Here is a 17,740-nt window from a genome sequence, read left to right on the forward strand (position 1 = left end):
GCAGGCTAGCGGGCCGGCCGAGGGGAGTCAAGGGGAGGCCTCAGGCGAAGCGATAGGCGACCAACAAATCCTCCTCCAGCCACTCCACGGCGTAGCGTTTCAGCCCACCGGAGGGGATGCGGCTTAGGCCGAGCGCGGCGAAAAGCGGACGGGCGTCCGCGCCGAGGATCTTGGGGGCCTGGAAGAGCAAGAGCTCCTGGGCGCATTTTTGGCGGATAAAGTGGGTCCAGGTGGCGGCGCCGCCTTCGACTATGAGGCTTAGGACCGAGCGGCGACCCAACTCCTTTAGCAGGGCCTTCAGGCGGAAGCGCCCGTCGGCGCCGAGGGGGCAAACCAGGACCTTGGCGCCCCGGGCCTCGATCTCTCGCCGCCGTTGCGCGGAGGCCCGGCCCGGCGCCACGACGACCCAGCACTGCGAACCGCGGGGACCGCGGAGGACCTTGGCGCTGAGCGGAATCCGCCCGCGGGGGTCGAGGACGATACGGATCGGTTGCCGGGCCGACTTCGCATGGCGCGCGGTCAGCCGCGGGTCGTCCGCCAAGACGGTTCCGACGCCCACGAGGATGGCGTCGGCCTCGCCCCGCAAGCGGTGCACCCACTCCCGGGACGCCTTCCCGGTGATCCAGCGGGAACGGCCGTTGCCCAGGGCAATGCGGCCGTCGAGCGAGGCAGCGGCCTTAAGCAGCACCCAGGGCCGCCCCGTCCTCATCCAATGGTTGTAGAAGAGATTGACCTGCCGGCAGTCGGCCTCCAGGACGCCGACCTCCACTTGCAGGCCCGCCTTTCGCAGCTGCTGGGCGCCCTTCCCCGCCACCTGGGGATTGGGATCGAGGGTGCCGATCACCACTTTGCGAATGCCCGAGGCGAGGATCGCCCGGGTACAGGGCGGCGTGCGCTTGCCCTCGTGGCAGCAGGGCTCGAGGGTGACGTAGAGGGTGGCGCCCTTGAGATTTTTCACCCGGCGCATCGCCTCGATCTCGGCGTGCGGGAGGCCGGCGCGCCGGTGGTAGCCCTTGGCGAGGAGCTTACCGTCCTTGACCAAGACCGCGCCGACCATGGGATTGGGTGAGGTATGGCCGCGGGCTTTGACCGCCTCGTTCAGGGCCAGGCCCATCCAGTAGGCATCGTCTTTTTTGGAGGGGTTCGGCACCCTACGATTCCTTTTCGACCTTCTGGATCAGGTCGACGAACTCGCCGATGTCCTTGAAGGAGCGATAGACGCTCGCGAAGCGCACGTAGGCGACATCGTCCAGCTCTTTGAGCGCCTGCATGACCTGCTCGCCCACTCGGCTCGAAGGCACCTCGGCCTCGCCGGACTCCATGAGGGCGGCCTCGATGTCGTTGGCGGTCTTCTCGATGGTCTCGACCGAGATCGGGCGCTTCTCGCAGGCCTTTTTCAGGCCGGTGATCACTTTGCCGCGGTCGTAGGGCTCGCGGCGGCCGTCTTTCTTCACCACCAAGGGCAGCATCTCCTCGACGCGCTCGTAGGTGGTGAAGCGCTTCTGGCAGACCTCGCACTCGCGGCGGCGGCGGATCATCCCGCCGTCCTTGCTGACGCGCGAGTCGATGACCTTGCTCTCGGGATCTCCGCAAAAGGGACATTTCATGAGAGAGGCGTAGAGTGAAGGGTGAAAGGTGAAGAGCTGCTGGCTCTCGACGGCCCTACCGATTCACTCCCTGGTAAAGTGGGAATTTAAGGCAAAGCTCGCGAATCTCCCCCTGGATCTTCTTCTGCAGCGCCGCGTCGCCGGGCTTGGAGAGGGCTTGGTCGATCCAGCCGCCGATCAGCTCCATCTCGGCCTCTTTCATGCCCCGCGTGGTGAGCGCGGGCGTGCCGATGCGGACGCCGCTGGTGACCAGCGGACTTTGGTCGTCGAAGGGCACCGAATTTTTATTGGTCGTAATCCCCGCCTCTTCCAGCGCATGCTGGGCGTCTTTGCCGGTGAGCTTCTTGTTGCGCAGGTCGATCAGGATCAGGTGGTTGTCGGTGCCGCCGGAGATGATGTGGTAGTCCTTCGCCGTCAACGTCTTGGCCAGCGCTTGGGCGTTTTTTATGACCTGCTTGGCGTAGACTTCGAAGGCCGGCGACAGGGCCTCTTTGAAGGCCACCGCCTTGGCGGCGATGATGTGCATCAGCGGCCCGCCCTGGATGCCGGGGATGACCATCGAGTCGAGCAGCTCGCTCATCATCTTGGTGCGCCCCGACTTGGGGGCCACCTGGCCGAAGGGATTTTCGAAGTCTTTCCCCATCAGGATCAATCCGCCGCGCGGGCCGCGCAGGGTCTTGTGCGTGGTCGAGGTGACGACATGGCAGTGCGGCAGCGGGTCGTCGAGCAGCCTCTTGGCGATGAGCCCGGCCGGGTGCGCGATGTCGGCGAAGAGAAAGGCCCCGCAGGCGTCGGCGATCTCGCGGAACTTCTTGTAGTCGATGTTGCGCGAATAGGCCGAGGCTCCGACCGTGATCATCTTCGGCCTTTCCCGTTTCGCCTGGTCCATGCACTGGTCGTAATCGATGCGGCCGGTCTTCGGGTCGACGCCGTAGGCGACGAATTGGTAGAGCTGCCCGGAGAAATTGACCGGCGAGCCGTGCGTGAGGTGGCCGCCGTGGGAGAGGTTCATCCCCATCACCTTGTCGCCCGGCTTGAGGAAGGTGAAGTACACGGCCATGTTGGCCTGGGACCCGCTGTGCGGCTGCACGTTGGCGTACTCGGCGCCGAACAGCTTCTTGACCCGCTCCTGCGCGAGGGTCTCGGCGACGTCGACGAACTCGCAGCCTCCATAATAGCGGCGGCCGGGATAACCCTCGGCGTACTTGTTGGTCATTACCGAGCCGGCGGCCTCGAGCACGGCCCGGGAGACGAAGTTCTCGGAGGCGATCATCTCGAGCTTGTATTCTTGGCGGTCGAGCTCGCCCTGGATGGATTGGGCGATTTCGGGGTCGAATTCTTGGAGATAGGTCACGGTTGGCTCCTGTGGGGGCAAAATCGCTTACTTGAAATTCTTATTCTCGATTTCGCCGATCTTTTCAAGGCGCCGTTCGTGGCGGCCGGCCTGGAACTTCGCGTCCAGCCAGGCTTGGACGGTGGCTTCGGCCTTGGGCTCGTCGAGCACCCGCCCGCCCAGGGCGATCACGTTGCTGTCGTTGTGCTCTTTGCTCATCTGGGCGGTGTAGGGGTCGGTGACGACCGCGGCGCGGATGCCCTTGAATTTATTGGCGGTGATGGCCATGCCGATGCCGGTGCCGCAGAGCAAAATGCCGCCGTCGGCTTGGCCCGCGGCCACCCGCTGCGCCACTTGGGCGGCGTAATCCGGGTAATCCACGGAATCTTCCGAGGTCACACCGAGGTCGACGTATTCAATTTTGCGGGAATCGAGCAGCCGAAGAATGGCTTTTTTCAGGTGGAAGCCGCCGTGATCGGAGGCGATGGCTAGTTTCATCAGCTTTCCTGCGTGCGACGTTTCACGTAGTCGATGACGTCTTTGACCGTGACGATCTTTTCGGCGTCTTCGTCGGGAATCTCCATTTCGAATTCTTCTTCCATCGCCATCACCAGCTCGACGATGTCGAGGGAGTCGGCACCGAGGTCGTCGAGCAGCGAGGCGCTGTCCGCGATCTCGTCTTCGTTGAGTCCCAGTTGCTCCGCGATGATCTGCTTGATCTTTTTGTCGGTGGACATCACATCCCCAAAAATTGGTTTAGAGATTCTCTTCGATCTTCAAGATATCGACGTTCTTGTAAAAGCCGCAGTGGATGCAAACCCGATGCGGGAGGCGCGGGGCGCCGCAACGCGGGCAACCGGCCACGTTGACGGCGGTCAGCTTGTGGGTGGCGCGGCGCATGTCCCGCCGGGATTTCGATTTTCTTCGCTTGGGTACTGGCATAAGGCCTCAGAAAAATTGAGTGAAAACGGCCTGCTAGGTACTATAGGGCTTCGAGGCTTGTCAATTGGCATTATTTTTCGGCCCTTGGCTTTCCATCCCCATTAATTACTTAAATAATTTCAATAAGTTAATTATCCGGCTCGCTTGAGGCGCGACACGTACAGATCGGCCTCCCGCGTCGGCTTCGGGAGGCGCCAACCCGCGTGGCATTCCAGGGTGAAGCGCAGGGCGCTGGCCAGGCCGATCCGGTGCCCGACGGAAATGAAGAGCGGCCGCACGCCGTCCTTGCTGCGGAAGATCGCGCCGACCTCCTCCCCACGATCGCGCAGAGGAGCGTGGCTGCCGCGCTTCGTCCCGGGCTCGCGGTATTCCCCGCAGAGCCGCGACTTCGCGCAGCCGATGGTCGGAACATCCAAGACGAGGCCCAAGTGGCTGGCGATGCCGAGGCGCCGGGGATGGGCGATCCCCTGCCCGTCGACGAAGACCAGGTCGGGGCGGCGACGCAGCTTGGCGAAGGCCTCGAGCAGGACGGGGATCTCGCGGAAGCTGAGCAGCCCGGGGACGTAGGGAAATTTCAGCGGAACGACGGCGTGGGCGCGCTCGATTTCCTTCAAGCCGGGGAATTCGAAGAGGATGACGCCGCCGTAGCCGAACTTTTTATCGGCGGAGATCGCCATGTCGGCGCCGGCGACAGTGCGGACCTCGCCGAAGTCGTCGCGGGCGATCACTTGCGGGGCGAGTCGGCGTTGCAGCTCGACGGCCTGCTTGGGGCTTAGGTTCCAGTCATGGTGCGGAAGCTGCTTTGGCATCGAAGTTTTTCCTTGGCGCGGCGGAAACCCATAAGGTGCGGCCCGGGACAGGAAAGAAGGTATCCCTTCCGGGCCCTGCGGAACTCGCATCTATTAGAATTGCCGTCTACCCCTCCGTGATCGTCCCAACTATTTCCTTATCCACCAATTTTCCTCCCAATTAAGGTTGGCTCAGACAGTCCTCGGTCCCTCCAGGGATACCTTCTTTCCAGCACCGGGCCGATCTATTTGTAGTCATGATTTTTTCTCACGGGGTGGCTTAGAAAAAAAATACAAATAATTCGCCCCGGTGCAGGGGAAAAGGTGTCCCTGGAGGGACCGAGGACCTGTCTGAGCCATCCGTAAAGACTAGAAAGCGCATTTAAGTGATTCGACGCCTGGGATCACCCAAAAGGACGCGGTGGCAATTCCAATGGATGCGAGTTCCGCAGGGCCCGGAAGGGACACCTTTTCCCCTTCTCCGGGGCGCACCTCCTAGTGAGGGCGGCAAGAAATCCCCCCTCCTCCGCCCCGCACGAAAAGGAGCGACGGTCAACCGCGCTGCAGCCCCACGCGGGCGATCGGCTGGATGCGCAGATTCTCGGAGAGCTCCTGATAGGAAAGAACGGAAAGCTGCGGAAACTCCAGCTCGATGATCTTGCGGAAGTAGCGCCGGATCTCCGCGGTGGTCAGGATCACCGGCGGCCGCGCGCCCGGCGGGAAGGGATGCGAGGCGATCTCCTTGCCAACGGCCTCGACGATCTCCTGCGTCGTCTCCGGCTCGAGGGCCAGGTAGTTGCCCTTCTCGGTGGTGCGGATGGCGTTGCGGACCATGTCTTCGATCTCGGGATCCAGCAAGTAGACCGCCATCGTGTTGGAATGCCCGGCGTACTTGTGCGTGATGTAGCGCTTCAAGCCCGCGCGGATGTGCTCGGTGAGCATCAGCGTGTTGCGCTCGACCTCCGCCCACTGCGCCAGGGTCGAGAAGATCGTTTTCAGGTCGCGGATCGCGATCTCTTCCTGGATCAGGCGCTGGAAGATCTCGGAGAGCTGCAAGACGGTGATGACTTTGGGGACCAACTCTTTCACGAGCGCCGGGTGGCTCTTCTCGAGCTCGTTCAGGATGTTCTGGATCTCCTGCAAGCCCAAGAATTCGTGGGCGTGCTTGCGCAGGATATAGGAGAGGTGAAGGATCAGGTACTCCGCGATGTCCCACATCCGGAAACCCGCCTGCACCGCCACGTCCTTGAACTCCTCGTTGATCCACGTCACGATCGACCCGTCGATCGGATGGATGGTCTCGGTGCCCTCGATGTTGAAGAGCGAGAGCTGCTCGAGCGGCTCGCCCACCAAAATGCAGCCGCGATAGACGCGGCCCTTCGCCACCGGCACCTCGTTGATGTTGATGACGTAGCTCTCCGGCTCCATGTCGACGTTCTGCCCGCGGACCTGGATGCCCGGGAAGTTGACGCCCAGTTCGTAATACAGGCCGTGGCGCAGCAGCGGGATCAGTTCGTTGATGAAGCGCCCGCCGTCCTGGCTGTCGTCGACGAAGGGGATGATCGCCTCGCCCACCTCCAGCGAGATCGGCGCCGGCATGATGAAGGGCAGGACGTCGCCGTGCTTCTCGACCGCGCGCTTGACGACCTCTTCCTTGGGGACGTCCGCGATCTCCTGCGCCTCCTCGGTCTTGCCGCGCTTCAAGTAGTAGGCGGTGGCGCCGAGAGCCGCGGAGAGAATGAGGAAGGGAATCTTCGGCAGGCCGGGAACCAGGGCCAAAACCAGCAGCAGTCCCGAGACGATCAGGATGGCCTTGGGATAGGCGGTGACCTGGCCGACGATTTCCCGGCCCAAGTTCGATTCTTTGTTTTCGGAGGCGACGCGGGTGACGACCACGCCGGCCGCGATCGAGATGACCAGGGCCGGGATCATCGAGACGAGGCCGTCGCCGATCGACAGTAATGAGTAGGTCGTGATCGCGCGCCCCATCTCCATATCGCGGATCATGACGCCGATGATGAAACCGCCGATCAAGTTAATCAGCGTGATGATGATGCCCGCAATGGCGTCGCCCTTGACGAATTTCATCGCGCCGTCCATCGCGCCGTACATCTGGGATTCGCGCTGCAGGATCTCGCGGCGCTCCATGGCCTGCTCCATGTTGATGATGCCGGCCCTGAGGTCGGCGTCGATCGACATCTGCTTTCCGGGCATGGCGTCCAGGGTGAAGCGCGCGCCGACTTCCGAGACGCGCTCGGCGCCCTTGGCGATGACGATGAAATTGACCAAGGTGATGATGAGGAAGATGACCATACCGACGACCATCGACTTCATCGAGGTACCGCCCAAGACGAAGGAACCGAAGGCCTCGATGACCTCGCCCGCATGGCCTTGCGAGAGGATCAGGCGCGTGGAGGAAATGTTCAGGGCGAGCCGAAAGATCGTGGTGATCAGGAGCAGGGTCGGGAAAGACGCGATCTTGAGGGCGTCGGAAATATACAGCGCGACTAAGAGGATCAGGATCCCGATGGTGATGTTGACCGTGAGCAAAATATCGATAAGCCAGGTCGGCAGCGGAATAATAATCATTCCGATGACTGCCACGACCAGAAGGGCCAGGACGACGTCGCTGTATTTTGCGATGATTTCGTTGAAATTGCCGAGCTTTAATTTTCCCACGTCAAGGACCTCTGTTTCGTCGAGGATCCCCGGGATCCCCGCTTAAGTACGGTATTCGGCGTTTATTTTGACATAGCCGTAGCCGAGATCACTAGTCCAAACTTTGGCCTCTCCCCGCCCCCCGTTCAGCTCGACCAAGACCCGAAAAGACTTGCTTTTCATGATCTTATGGGCCCGGGCCTCGTTGGCGACGGGGGTGGGCAGGCCGCGGCGGACCAGGGGCACCGGGCCGTAGAAAATATCGACGCGGGATGGGTCGAAGGTTTCGCCCGAATACCCGACCGCCGCGAAAACCCGGCCCCAGTTGGGGTCCTGTCCGAAGAAGGAGGTCTTCACCAGAGGCGAGCGGGCGATGCTGTAGGCGATCTTTTTCGCGGAGCGGGCGGTCTTGGCGCCTCGCACCTGCACCTCGACAACCTTGGTGGCGCCCTCCCCGTCTTGGACCATCATCCAGGCGAGGTATTGGCAGACCTCGCGCAGGGCCTTCTCGAAGGCGCGCCAGGGGGCGCTACCGGGTTTGAGGGTCGGGATACCCGAGGCGCCGCTCGCCAGCAGGACGGCGGTGTCGTTGGTCGAGGTGTCGCCGTCCACCGAGATCGCGTTGAAGGTGTCTTCCACGGCCGCGCGGAAGGTCTTGCGCATCGCCCCGGCCGGCAGGTCGAGGTCGGTGAAGACGTAAGCCAGCATGGTCGCCATGTGGGGCTCGATCATCCCGGCACCCTTGCCGAAGCCGGCAACGGTGAAGGGCCTGCCGCCGATCTTGCTGCGGACGACGTGCCACTTGGGAAAGGCGTCGGTGGTCATGATGGCACGGGCGGCGGCGGTGAAATTGTCGACCGAAAGACCCTGGACCGCCGCGGGCAGGGCCCGGCGGATCTTACCGACGTCTAACTGAATTCCGATCTTGCCGGTGGAGCTCACCAAGACCTCGTTTTTGGAAATCTTGAGGGCCTTGGCCGCTGCCGCGGCGGTGGCGAAGGCGTTTTTCAGGCCCTTGGGACCGGTGGCGGCGTTGGCGTTGCCCGAGTTGACGACGATGGCCCGCAGCTTGCCGCCTCGGATCGCCTTCTGTCCCTGTAAGACGGGGGCGGCCTTGAGTCGGTTGGTGGTGAAGACGGCGGTCGCCTTGGCGGGACGATCGGCGACGATCAGGGCCAGGTCGGGTTTCTTGGCCTGCTTGATGCCGGCAATGACGCCGGAGAATCTAAAACCGGGAATAGTGATGCTAGCGGAGTTTTTTTTCATAGGGAGCGCCCCGAAGCCGGAGAAAAGGTGTCCCTTCCGGGCCCTGCGGAACTCGCATTCAATTATAATTGACGTTTCAACCCATCAAAAAAGCAAACATAACCGATACTGCAATATCTTTCTCGACCTTAAGGTTGGCTCAGACAGTCCTCGGTCCCTCCAGGGACACCTTTTCTCCGGCCTCGGGGCGATCTATTAGAAGGATTATATACCCACGTCCTAGATCCTTGGGAAATCGAACGGACCCCCAATACCAAATTCTGCCTAAGCCCCGTGGCACTTCTTGTATTTCTTCCCGCTGCCGCAGGGACAGGGGTCGTTGCGGCCCACCTTGGGCTCGGCGCGCTGCACCGATCCGGTGGGGGGCGCGGCCGGTTGCGGGGCGGGGCGGCCCATCCCGGGCAGGACGCCGCCGGGCATCGGCCGGGGTGACGGCTGCGCGGCGGGCTGCGGGCGCGACGCCTGGGGCGCGGCGCCGGTCGGCGCGAAGGAGCGGCTCATCGTCATCGGTTGGGCACGCTGCATCGCCTGTAGCGGCATCGCCTGCTTTTCCTCGACCTGGACGCGGAACAACTTCTGCAGGACGTCGCTGGTGAAGGTCTGGAGCATCTGTTCGAAGATCGCGAAGCCCTCGCGCTTGTACTCGACGATCGGGTCCTTCTGTGCGTAGCCGCGCAGCCCGATGCCCTCGCGCAAATGGTCCATGCTCAGCAGATGGTCCTTCCAGAGGGCGTCGAGGGTCTGGAGCATCAGGACCTTCTCGACGTGGCGCATCAGCTCGACGCCGATGCGCTGCTCCTTCGCTTCGTAAAAATCCAGGGCCTGGTTGTAGACCCACTCGCCGATGGAATCGGCGCTCAGCTCTTTCTCGGCCAAGGCCTTGGGGTCGGCGTGGATGTCGAATATCTGGAAGACGCGCTCGGCCAGGCCGGCGGCGTCGAATTCTTCGTTGCGGGCGGGCGCGAACTCCTGCGAGACCTGGTCGGCGGTCAAGTCGATCATGTCCAACACTTTGTCGCGCAGGCCTTCGCCGCGCAGGATCTCCTTGCGCAGGCTGTAGACCGTCTTGCGCTGCTGGTTCATGACGTCGTCGAATTCGATCAAGTTCTTGCGGATGCTGAAGTTGTGCTCCTCAACCTTCTTCTGCGCGTTGGCGATGGCCTTGGTGATCCAGGGATGGAAGATCGGCTCGTTCTCGTCCATCTTCAGGCGGTCCATCATCCGCGAGATGCGGTCGGAGCCGAAGATGCGCATCAGGTCGTCTTCCAGCGAGATGTAGAACTGGCTCTCGCCCGGGTCGCCCTGGCGGCCGGCGCGGCCGCGCAGCTGGTTGTCGATGCGGCGGCTTTCGTGGCGCTCGGTACCCAGGATGAAGAGCCCTCCCGCCGCCCGGACCTTCTCTTTCTCTTCCTCGCAGGCCTTGCGAAACTCCGCGAGGGTCTTCGCGTACTCCTCTTCGCTCGCCTCGGGGCCAACCTTGGTGCGGGCCAAAAACTCGGGATTGCCGCCGAGCAGGATGTCGGTACCGCGGCCGGCCATGTTGGTCGAGATGGTCACCGCGCCGAAGCGGCCCGCCTGCGCGACGATCTCGGCCTCGCGCTCGTGCTGCTTGGCGTTGAGGACGTGGTGCTGGATGCCGCGGCGGCGCAGCATGCCAGCGAGGACTTCGGACTTCTCGATCGAGATGGTGCCGACCAAGACGGGCTGGCCCTTGGCGTGCAGCTCGAGGATGCGTTCGATGACCGCGTTGAACTTGATCCGCTCGTTTTTGTAGATCAGGTCCCCCTCGTCCTTGCGCCGCATCTCGCGGTTGGTCGGGATGATCATGACCTCGAGGTTGTAGATCTTGGCGAACTCGCCCGCCTCGGTGTCTGCGGTGCCCGTCATGCCCGCCAGCTTCTTGAACATGCGGAAGTAATTCTGGAAGGTGATCGTCGCCAGCGTCTGGTTTTCGTTTTCGACCTGGACGCCTTCCTTCGCCTCGACGGCCTGGTGCAGGCCGTCGCTCCAGCGCCGGCCCGGCATGAGACGGCCGGTGAACTCGTCGACGATGATGACCTCGCCGTCCTTCACGACGTAGTCGACGTCCAGCTTGAACAGGACGTGGGCCTTCAGGGCCTGGTTGACGTGGTGCAGAACCTCGATCTGGCGCGGGTCGTAGAGATTTTCGACGTTGAGCAACTTCTCGACGTGGGCGACGCCGTCCTCGGTGAGGATGGCGCTGCGCGCCTTCTCGTCGATCGTGTAGTCGGCGTCCTTCTTGAGGTTGGGAATGATCGTGTTGATGCGGTAATACTTGTCCGTGGACTCTTCGGAGGGCCCCGAGATGATCAGCGGCGTGCGCGCCTCGTCGATCAGGATGGAGTCGACCTCGTCGACGATGGCGTAGTGGAGCTCGCGCTGCACCATCTGCTCGAGGCTGAACTTCATGTTGTCGCGCAGGTAGTCGAAGCCGAATTCGTTGTTGGTGCCGTAGGTGATGTCCGCCGCATAGGCCTCGCGGCGCTGGGCGTCGTCGAGGCCGTGGACGATGATCCCGACGGACATGCCGAGGAAGTTATACAGCCGGCCCATCCAGGTGGCGTCGCGGCGGGCCAAGTAGTCGTTGACGGTGACGACGTGCACGCCCTTCCCCTCGAGGGCGTTGAGGTAGACCGGAAGCGTGGCGACGAGCGTCTTGCCTTCGCCGGTCTTCATCTCGGCGATCTTGCCGTGGTGCAGGACCATGCCGCCGATCAGCTGGACGTCGAAGTGACGCATGCCCAGCACCCGGCGCCCCGCCTCGCGGACGGTGGCGAAGACCTCGGGCAGAAGATCGTCGAGGGTCTCGCCTTTCGCGAGGCGCTCGCGAAATTTGGCCGTCTGAGCCCGCAGCGCCTCGTCGCTGAGCGCCTGCATCTCGGGTTCCAGCGCGTTGATCCGGTCGCGGATCGGATACAGCTTCTTCAATTCGCGATCGTTTTTGGTTCCGAAGACCTTTTTGGCAAGGGCCTGAAGCATGGGATCCCCTTGCTATGTGAGGCGGGGCGGAAAGTCAAATAGTCTGGGGGAAATCGGAACGGCGGTTATTGGAAGATATATTTCATCGGGTCGGTGGGAATGCCGTCGACGTGCACCTCGTAGTGCAGGTGCGGCCCGGTGGAGGAACCGGTGTTGCCGACCGCGGAGATGCGGCTGCCGCGATCGACCTTGTCGCCCTCTTTCACGAAGAGCTCGGAATTGTGCCCGTAGAGGGTGCTGATGCCGTAGCCGTGATCGATGATGACGGTGTTGCCGTAGCCGCCCTTGTAGCCGGCGTAGACGACGGTGCCCTCGGAGGGGGCGAAGACGGGACTGCCGATCGGCGAGGCGATGTCGATGCCCTTGTGCATCTTGACCGCGTCGCCCCAGGGCGAAAGACGGAAACCGAAGTTGGAGGTGACCCAACCCTGCACCGGCCACAGCGAGGGAGTGGAGGCCCAGAAGGAGATCTGGTCTTCGTTGGCCTCGTAGACCTCGTTGACCCTCTCCTCGAGGTTGACCGCGAATTCGGCCAGCTCGTCCAGCTTGAGAGTCATCTTCTCATAGAATTGCTCGTCGAATTTTCCAGCCCTCCAGTCGCGGGCCAGGTTGCGGGAAGAAAGCTTGGGCAGGTTGTTCACCCGGTTGAGAAACTCGCCCAAGTTTTCCTGCTCGGAGACCGGACCGACGCCCTTGTTGAGCTTGCCTGATTCGACGCCGATGGAGCCTTCCAGCTTTTCAGTGAATTTTTCGATGCGCTTGATCGTCCCCTCGAGGGCCCCGATCTTGGAAACCAGCTGGGCCTTCTCTTGCTCGAGCTGGGCGATGGTGCCGGCCTCGCCCTTCAGGTTTTTGGAGCGGTAATACAGGAAGCCCCAGGTCATGACCGAGGAGAAGACCAGGAAGAAGGCCAGGAGCCCCCCCAGCAGCCGGAGGCTGGTCTGGGAAAGGCTTAAGGTGCGGCTGCCGAAGCCGTCGTCGTCCAAAAGCACCAGATTGGTGGGTTTTCGGTTCAAAGGCCTTCCTCTATCCAGGTTTATTGCAGGACCACCGTATCATCGGCAGGTTTCACCGAAGGTGGTCTAAAAAATGGCTATGGCTTAAGTGGGGGGAACCGTAGCAGAGGGCTCTTTGGGGTGTCAAGGCCTTTGGGGATGTAAAAAACTAAGTAATTTCATCAACTTGTAAAATTATAACCGTGATGTTGTCGTCGCCGCCCCGGCTATTGGCCGAGTTGACCAGCTTCTCGCAGGCCTCCCGGATGTCGTATTTTTCGACCAATTCCTCGATTTCCCGGTCCTCGACGAGGTTGGAAAGGCCGTCCGAGCAGAGCAAGAGCTTGTCCCCGTGGCGGACCTCCTTGCAGACGATGTCGATATCGACCTCTTCCTGGTAGCCCACCGACCGGGTAATGATATTCTTGAGCTTATGGCCCCGGGCATCGCTGGCGGAGATCATCCCGGCCTTGACCTGTTCGCTGACCAGGCTGTGGTCCTCGGTGATCTGCTCGATCTTGCCGTCCCGGATCAGATAGGCCCGGGAGTCCCCGACGTTCGCTATATATAGTCGGGGGGAGGCGAAAAGGGCCGCCACGGCGGTGGTCCCCATGCCCCGCAGATTCTCGTCGAAGAGGGCCTGGTCGTGGATGCGGCGCCCGGCCTCTTGAATGGCGTGCTTCAGCTGGTTGCCGGGATGGGAGTCGGCCTCGTTGACCCCGCGGATCTGGGTGGCGTCGGGGTCGAAGCGGAGCGAGCGAACCACCTCTTCGACGGTGGTCACCGCCAATTTGGAGGCGTATTCCCCTCCCAAATGCCCCCCCATGCCGTCGGCCACCATATATAGGCCCATGTCGTCGTTGATCAGGTAGCTGTCTTCGTTCTGCTGCCGCTTCATGCCGACGTTGGAGATGCCGTAAGATTCGATTTTCATGGGAAATAAACCCTAATCCGATCTTCAAAAATAAGCCCAGGTCGTCCGTCCAACGTAAACGAACGCGACGATTATATGCAAGCCCCTATTTCATGGCAAATGCTCAAAACCCAGGCTAGGCGCCGCCGATCGCCATTTCTTGGACCGCCAGAGTCGGGGCCCCGACCCCGCCGTGGGTGCGGTAGCGGGAACCGACGGCCCTAAGATCGGCCAACATCTGGTGAAGGTTGCCGGCCAAGGCCAGCTTCTTGACGGCGCCGCGCTTTTCGCCGCCTTCGATCAAAAAACCCTGAATACCCACCGAGAAATCCCCCGTCACCGGGTTGGCCGCATGCACCCCGATGGCCTCGGTGACTAGGATGCCGGAGCCGATCTCGCGGAACAGGGCCTCGTCGGAGCGCTCGCCGGGCTCGAGGACGAGATTGGAATAGGAAATAAAGGGCGGACGCTGCAGGCCCCGGCGGACCAGGGAGGCATTGGCCTTCAGGCCGAGCTTCCGCGAGTAGAGGCGGTCGAGCAGGTAGTTGGAGACGACGCCCGCCTCCACCAGCGGCAAATCGCGGGAATCCTGGCCCTCGCCGTCGAAAGGACAGGAGGCGCTGCCCTCCGGCAGCAGGCCCGCGTCGCGGATGCAGAGCAGCGGTGCGTAGACCCTCTGCCCGAGCTTCCCCTCCAAAAAGCTGCGCTTCTTGAAGACCGCGTCCCCCTGGAAGGAGCCCGCCAAGACCTCGAGGAATTCCCCCGCCACCAAGGGATCGATCAAGACCGGCGCCCGACGGCTGGACGGCGTGGTGGCACCCAGATAGCTCAGGGCGAGTCGCGAGGCGGCCTCGCCGACCTTGCGCGGGTCGAGGCGCTCGAAGAAGGGCGAGCTGTCGAATTCGTAGCCGCTCTCGGCGCTCCCGTCGGCCTCGGCCACGGACATCACACCGATGCGGCAACGCGTCCGGCGGAAGGCGCGGTCGAGGCCGGCGGAATTCCGCAGCCGAACATCGAGCGTCTTTTCGTCGTAGGCGGCCGCCCGGACGTGCTTGACGCGGGGATCGACCGCCTTCGCGGCCGCCTCCAGGGCGAGGGCGAGCTCCCGCTTGCGCGCCTCCGGCACCGCGGCCAGGCCGGCGTCGAAATTGCGGAGCTCGGGTTCGGCGGTCGGAGGCGACGCCTCCGGCAGGGGTAGATCGGGCTCGGGATCCACCCAGGGCAGCGACGCGACGACGCTGGCGCAGAGGTAGTCGAGCCCCGAGTCGCTCAAGTCGGTCGAATAGCCGAAGCCCTGCCGCCCCTCCCGGAAGACCCGCAGCGCCAGCCCCTCTTCCACCGCGCCCTGCGCGGACTCGATGGCGCCGTCCTTGGCCTCGAAGCGGCGCGACTCGACCCTCTCGAAATAGGCCTCGAAGTCGGCGATGCCTTCGCGCTTCAGCTTTCGTTCCAGGTTGGAAAAAAGATCCGGACGCACGTCCGGAATGCTATCCGATCCCCGACGCCCGCGAAACGAATATTTTCAAGGTTTCGCCGGCGGCAGCGGCAGGGTGAAGAGAAATTTGGAGCCGTGCCCCGGCTCGCTGCGCGCGGTGAGGGTCCCGCCGTGGCGGAGCACGATCTTCTCGCAGAGCGCGAGGCCGATCCCGCTGCCCTCGTACTCGCTGCGGCTGTGGAGGCGGGTAAAGGGCCGGAAAATCTGCTCGAGGTATTTTTCCTCGAAGCCGATCCCGTTGTCCTCGACCGAGATCTCGCAGAATTTTTCGGAGATCGCGCGGCCGGCGACGCGGAGAACCGGCGCGCGCCTCGGATCGCGGAACTTGAGGGCGTTGCCGAGGAGATTTTGGAAGAGCTGGCGCATCTGCGAGGCGTCGGCGAAGACCCGCGGCAAGGCGCCCGTCTCGAGGCGGCCGCCGCTCTCGGCGAAGCGCAGCTCGAGGTCTTTTCGAACCTCCGCTAAAACCTGGCTCAGCTCCAACTCCTCGAAGGGCTTGGCCTGCGTCGTCACGCGGGAGAATTGGAGCAGGTCGTCGATCAATTCGCGCATCCGCTCCCCCGAGCGCTGGATCCTCCGCAGGTAGTCGAGGGCCTGCGGTTCGGCGCGGGCTCCCAGCAGCCGTTCGAGACGGTCGGCGAAGGCGATGATCAGGAGGATCGGCTCTTGAAGGTCGTGGGTCGCGACGTAGGCAAAACGCTCCAGCTCGCGGTTGGAGCGCTCCAGGGCGGCGGTCTTCTCTTGGAGGGCCTCCTCCGCCTTCCGGCGCTCTTCGGCGGCGAAGGCCAGGGAGACCATGTCGGCGATGGAGGAGGCGAAGTCCTGGTCCTCCAGCGACCAATCCCGCAGCGCGCCCACCTGCTCGTGGCAGACGATGCCGACGACCTTGCCGCCCAGGCGGATCGGCACATCCATCATCGAGAAGATCTGCTGGGGAACCAGGTAGCCCTCGGTGAACTCGCGGGTGCGCGGGTCCCGGCGCGCGTCGGAGGCCGGCAGGATGCGGCTTTCTTCGAGAGCTTGAAAGTAGGCGGGGTAGTTTTTCGCCAATAGCTTCTGCCCGCATAAGTGGCGGTTTTCGCCCTGAAGATAGACGTCCTGGCAGACGATCTCGCTGCGGTCCTCGTTGAAGAGCCAGATGCCGACGCGGGCCACCCCCAGCGTCTCGCTGTCGACCTCGGTGATGCGGCGCAGGGCGGTCTCGAGGTCGGCCGGCGGGGCCTTGGCCAGCTTGAGCAGTCCGGCCTGGTAGCGCAGGACGCGGGCGGTGCGCTCTTCGGCGGTTTCGACGAACCCGGACATATCCTTACCTCCGCCCCGACTGTAGCAAAGAAAGGGGCGCGGCCGCCAGCGCTCAAGCGGCGGCGTTTTTCAGCAGCTCGCGGGCATGCTTGAGGGCCTGCGGGGTGACCTCGACCCCGGCGAGCATGCGGGCGATCTCGCGCTCGCGATCGTCCTTCTTGAGCAGACGGATCTCGGAAAAAGTGCGGCCGTCGCGCACCGACTTCTCGACGGTGTAATGGCGGGCGGCGCGACAGGCGATCTGCGGCAGGTGGGTGACGCAAAGCACCTGGGTCTTCGCGCCCAAAGCCTCGAGCTTGCGGCCGATCAGCTCGGCGACCTTGCCGCCGACGCCGGCATCGACCTCGTCGAAGACGAAGCTGCCGATCTCCTCGGCGGGAAAGACGATTTCGTAGAAGGCCAAGAGCAGGCGGCTGAGCTCGCCGCCGGAGACGATCTCGGCGAAAGGGCGCGCCTCCTCGCCGGGATTGAAGGAGACGAGCAGGGTCAGTGCGTCGGCGCCATTCGGGCGGTACTCGGCGACCTCCTTGGCGGACTCGAGCAGGAATTGCAGTTGGGCGTGGGGAAGGGCCAGCTCTTGCAGCGACTGCAACAGCTTGGCGGCGAGCTTTTTGGCGGCGGCCTTGCGTTTGGCATGCAAGGCCGCGGCCGCCTCGCGCAGGGCGGCCTCAAGTTCGGCGCGGCGGGCCTCGGCGTCTTGCAAGACCCGGTCGAAGTTTTCCAGCTCACCGATCTGCCCCTGCAGGCGCTCGGCCAGGGCGACCAGGCCGGACTCGTCTTCGTGATATTTGCGCTTCAGGCCGGAGATCAGGGCCAGGCGGTCTTCGAGTCGGTCGAGCTCGGCGGGATCCTCCTCGAGCTTCTCGCCGTAGTCGGCGAGCAGGCGCCCGGCGGCCTCGACGGCGGCCGCGGCCTCGTCGAGGGCGCCCAGCAGCGGATTAAGGCTCTCGTCCATATCGCGGGATTTTTCGGCCAGGTGCCGCGCTTTGCCCAATTGGTCGGAAACGGAGGCCTCGCCGTCGACCAGCAGCTGGCGCATCTCGTAGTTTTGCATAGCGAGGGCAACGCGGTGCTTGAGTCGGGCCTTGACGGCCTCCAGTTCCTCTTCTTCGCCGGCGCGCAGCTCGGCCTTGGCGAGCTCGTCGCACTGGAAGCGCAGGAACTCCTCTTGCCGTCGGGTCTCTCGAACGCGCTCGTTCAGCTCGCGCCACTCGCGGTCGGCGGCCTGGTAGCGTGCGAAGACGTCGCGATAGCCCGCCGCCGCGCCCTCGTGGCCGCCGAAGCGGTCGAGCAACTCCAAAAGGAAATCCGGCTCGAGGAGCCGGTGCGCGGCGTGTTGCCGCACCAGGTGGACGAGCCTCTCCCCCAGGGCCTGGAGGGTCTTGAGCGTCACCGGCTCGTCGTTGATCAGGGCCCGCGAACGGCCCGAGGCGTTGAGGCT

Annotated in this window: 14 protein-coding genes; all 14 read right to left on the reverse strand. The window is 63.3% G+C overall.

Features of this window, described 5'->3' with window-relative positions:
• Window positions 1–40: 40 nt before the first annotated feature.
• Window positions 41–1,150, reverse strand: a complete 1,110-nt coding sequence (gene ribD, locus FBR05_05755) for a bifunctional diaminohydroxyphosphoribosylaminopyrimidine deaminase/5-amino-6-(5-phosphoribosylamino)uracil reductase RibD (protein ID MDL1871691.1) — start codon at window positions 1,148–1,150, stop codon at window positions 41–43.
• A gap of 1 nt (window position 1,151) precedes the next feature.
• Window positions 1,152–1,607 (reverse strand): transcriptional repressor NrdR, encoded by a 456-nt coding sequence (gene nrdR, locus FBR05_05760; GenBank protein MDL1871692.1) that lies wholly within the window; start codon window positions 1,605–1,607, stop codon window positions 1,152–1,154.
• A gap of 55 nt (window positions 1,608–1,662) precedes the next feature.
• Window positions 1,663–2,961: a serine hydroxymethyltransferase gene (locus FBR05_05765; protein ID MDL1871693.1), complete on the reverse strand. Its 1,299-nt coding sequence runs from the start codon at window positions 2,959–2,961 to the stop codon at window positions 1,663–1,665.
• A gap of 27 nt (window positions 2,962–2,988) precedes the next feature.
• Window positions 2,989–3,438 carry a ribose 5-phosphate isomerase B gene (rpiB, locus tag FBR05_05770; protein ID MDL1871694.1) on the reverse strand — a complete coding sequence of 150 codons (450 nt, stop codon included), beginning with the start codon at window positions 3,436–3,438 and terminating at the stop codon, window positions 2,989–2,991.
• Window positions 3,438–3,677, reverse strand: coding sequence for an acyl carrier protein (gene acpP / locus FBR05_05775; protein ID MDL1871695.1), 240 nt, complete (start codon window positions 3,675–3,677; stop codon window positions 3,438–3,440). The genes rpiB and acpP overlap by 1 nt, the downstream gene beginning before the upstream one ends.
• 19 nt (window positions 3,678–3,696) lie before the next feature.
• Entirely contained in the window at window positions 3,697–3,882 is a 186-nt protein-coding gene (locus FBR05_05780; GenBank protein MDL1871696.1) for a 50S ribosomal protein L32, read from the reverse strand.
• Window positions 3,883–4,013: 131 nt separating this feature from the next.
• Window positions 4,014–4,691 carry a deoxyribonuclease V gene (locus tag FBR05_05785; GenBank protein MDL1871697.1) on the reverse strand — a complete coding sequence of 226 codons (678 nt, stop codon included), beginning with the start codon at window positions 4,689–4,691 and terminating at the stop codon, window positions 4,014–4,016.
• Between the two features lie 531 nt (window positions 4,692–5,222).
• Window positions 5,223–7,316, reverse strand: a complete 2,094-nt coding sequence (locus FBR05_05790; GenBank protein ID MDL1871698.1) for an FHIPEP family type III secretion protein — start codon at window positions 7,314–7,316, stop codon at window positions 5,223–5,225.
• A gap of 75 nt (window positions 7,317–7,391) precedes the next feature.
• Window positions 7,392–8,573 carry a bifunctional glutamate N-acetyltransferase/amino-acid acetyltransferase ArgJ gene (gene argJ, locus FBR05_05795; GenBank protein MDL1871699.1) on the reverse strand — a complete coding sequence of 394 codons (1,182 nt, stop codon included), beginning with the start codon at window positions 8,571–8,573 and terminating at the stop codon, window positions 7,392–7,394.
• A gap of 285 nt (window positions 8,574–8,858) precedes the next feature.
• The gene (gene secA / locus FBR05_05800) at window positions 8,859–11,594 is read right to left on the reverse strand and encodes a preprotein translocase subunit SecA (GenBank protein MDL1871700.1); all 2,736 of its coding nucleotides are present in this window, start codon (window positions 11,592–11,594) and stop codon (window positions 8,859–8,861) included.
• Window positions 11,595–11,659: 65 nt separating this feature from the next.
• Complete coding sequence (locus FBR05_05805) at window positions 11,660–12,610, reverse strand: M23 family metallopeptidase (GenBank protein ID MDL1871701.1); 951 nt, start codon at window positions 12,608–12,610, stop codon at window positions 11,660–11,662.
• Window positions 12,611–12,758: 148 nt separating this feature from the next.
• Complete coding sequence (locus tag FBR05_05810) at window positions 12,759–13,523, reverse strand: Stp1/IreP family PP2C-type Ser/Thr phosphatase (GenBank protein MDL1871702.1); 765 nt, start codon at window positions 13,521–13,523, stop codon at window positions 12,759–12,761.
• A gap of 115 nt (window positions 13,524–13,638) precedes the next feature.
• Complete coding sequence (locus FBR05_05815) at window positions 13,639–14,988, reverse strand: TldD/PmbA family protein (GenBank protein MDL1871703.1); 1,350 nt, start codon at window positions 14,986–14,988, stop codon at window positions 13,639–13,641.
• Between the two features lie 36 nt (window positions 14,989–15,024).
• Window positions 15,025–16,299: a GAF domain-containing protein gene (locus FBR05_05820; protein ID MDL1871704.1), complete on the reverse strand. Its 1,275-nt coding sequence runs from the start codon at window positions 16,297–16,299 to the stop codon at window positions 15,025–15,027.
• Window positions 16,300–17,740: the final 1,441 nt, after the last annotated feature.

It is taken from the genome of Deltaproteobacteria bacterium PRO3, from assembly GCA_030263375.1.
Classification (GTDB): Bacteria; UBA10199; UBA10199; order DSSB01; family DSSB01; genus DSSB01.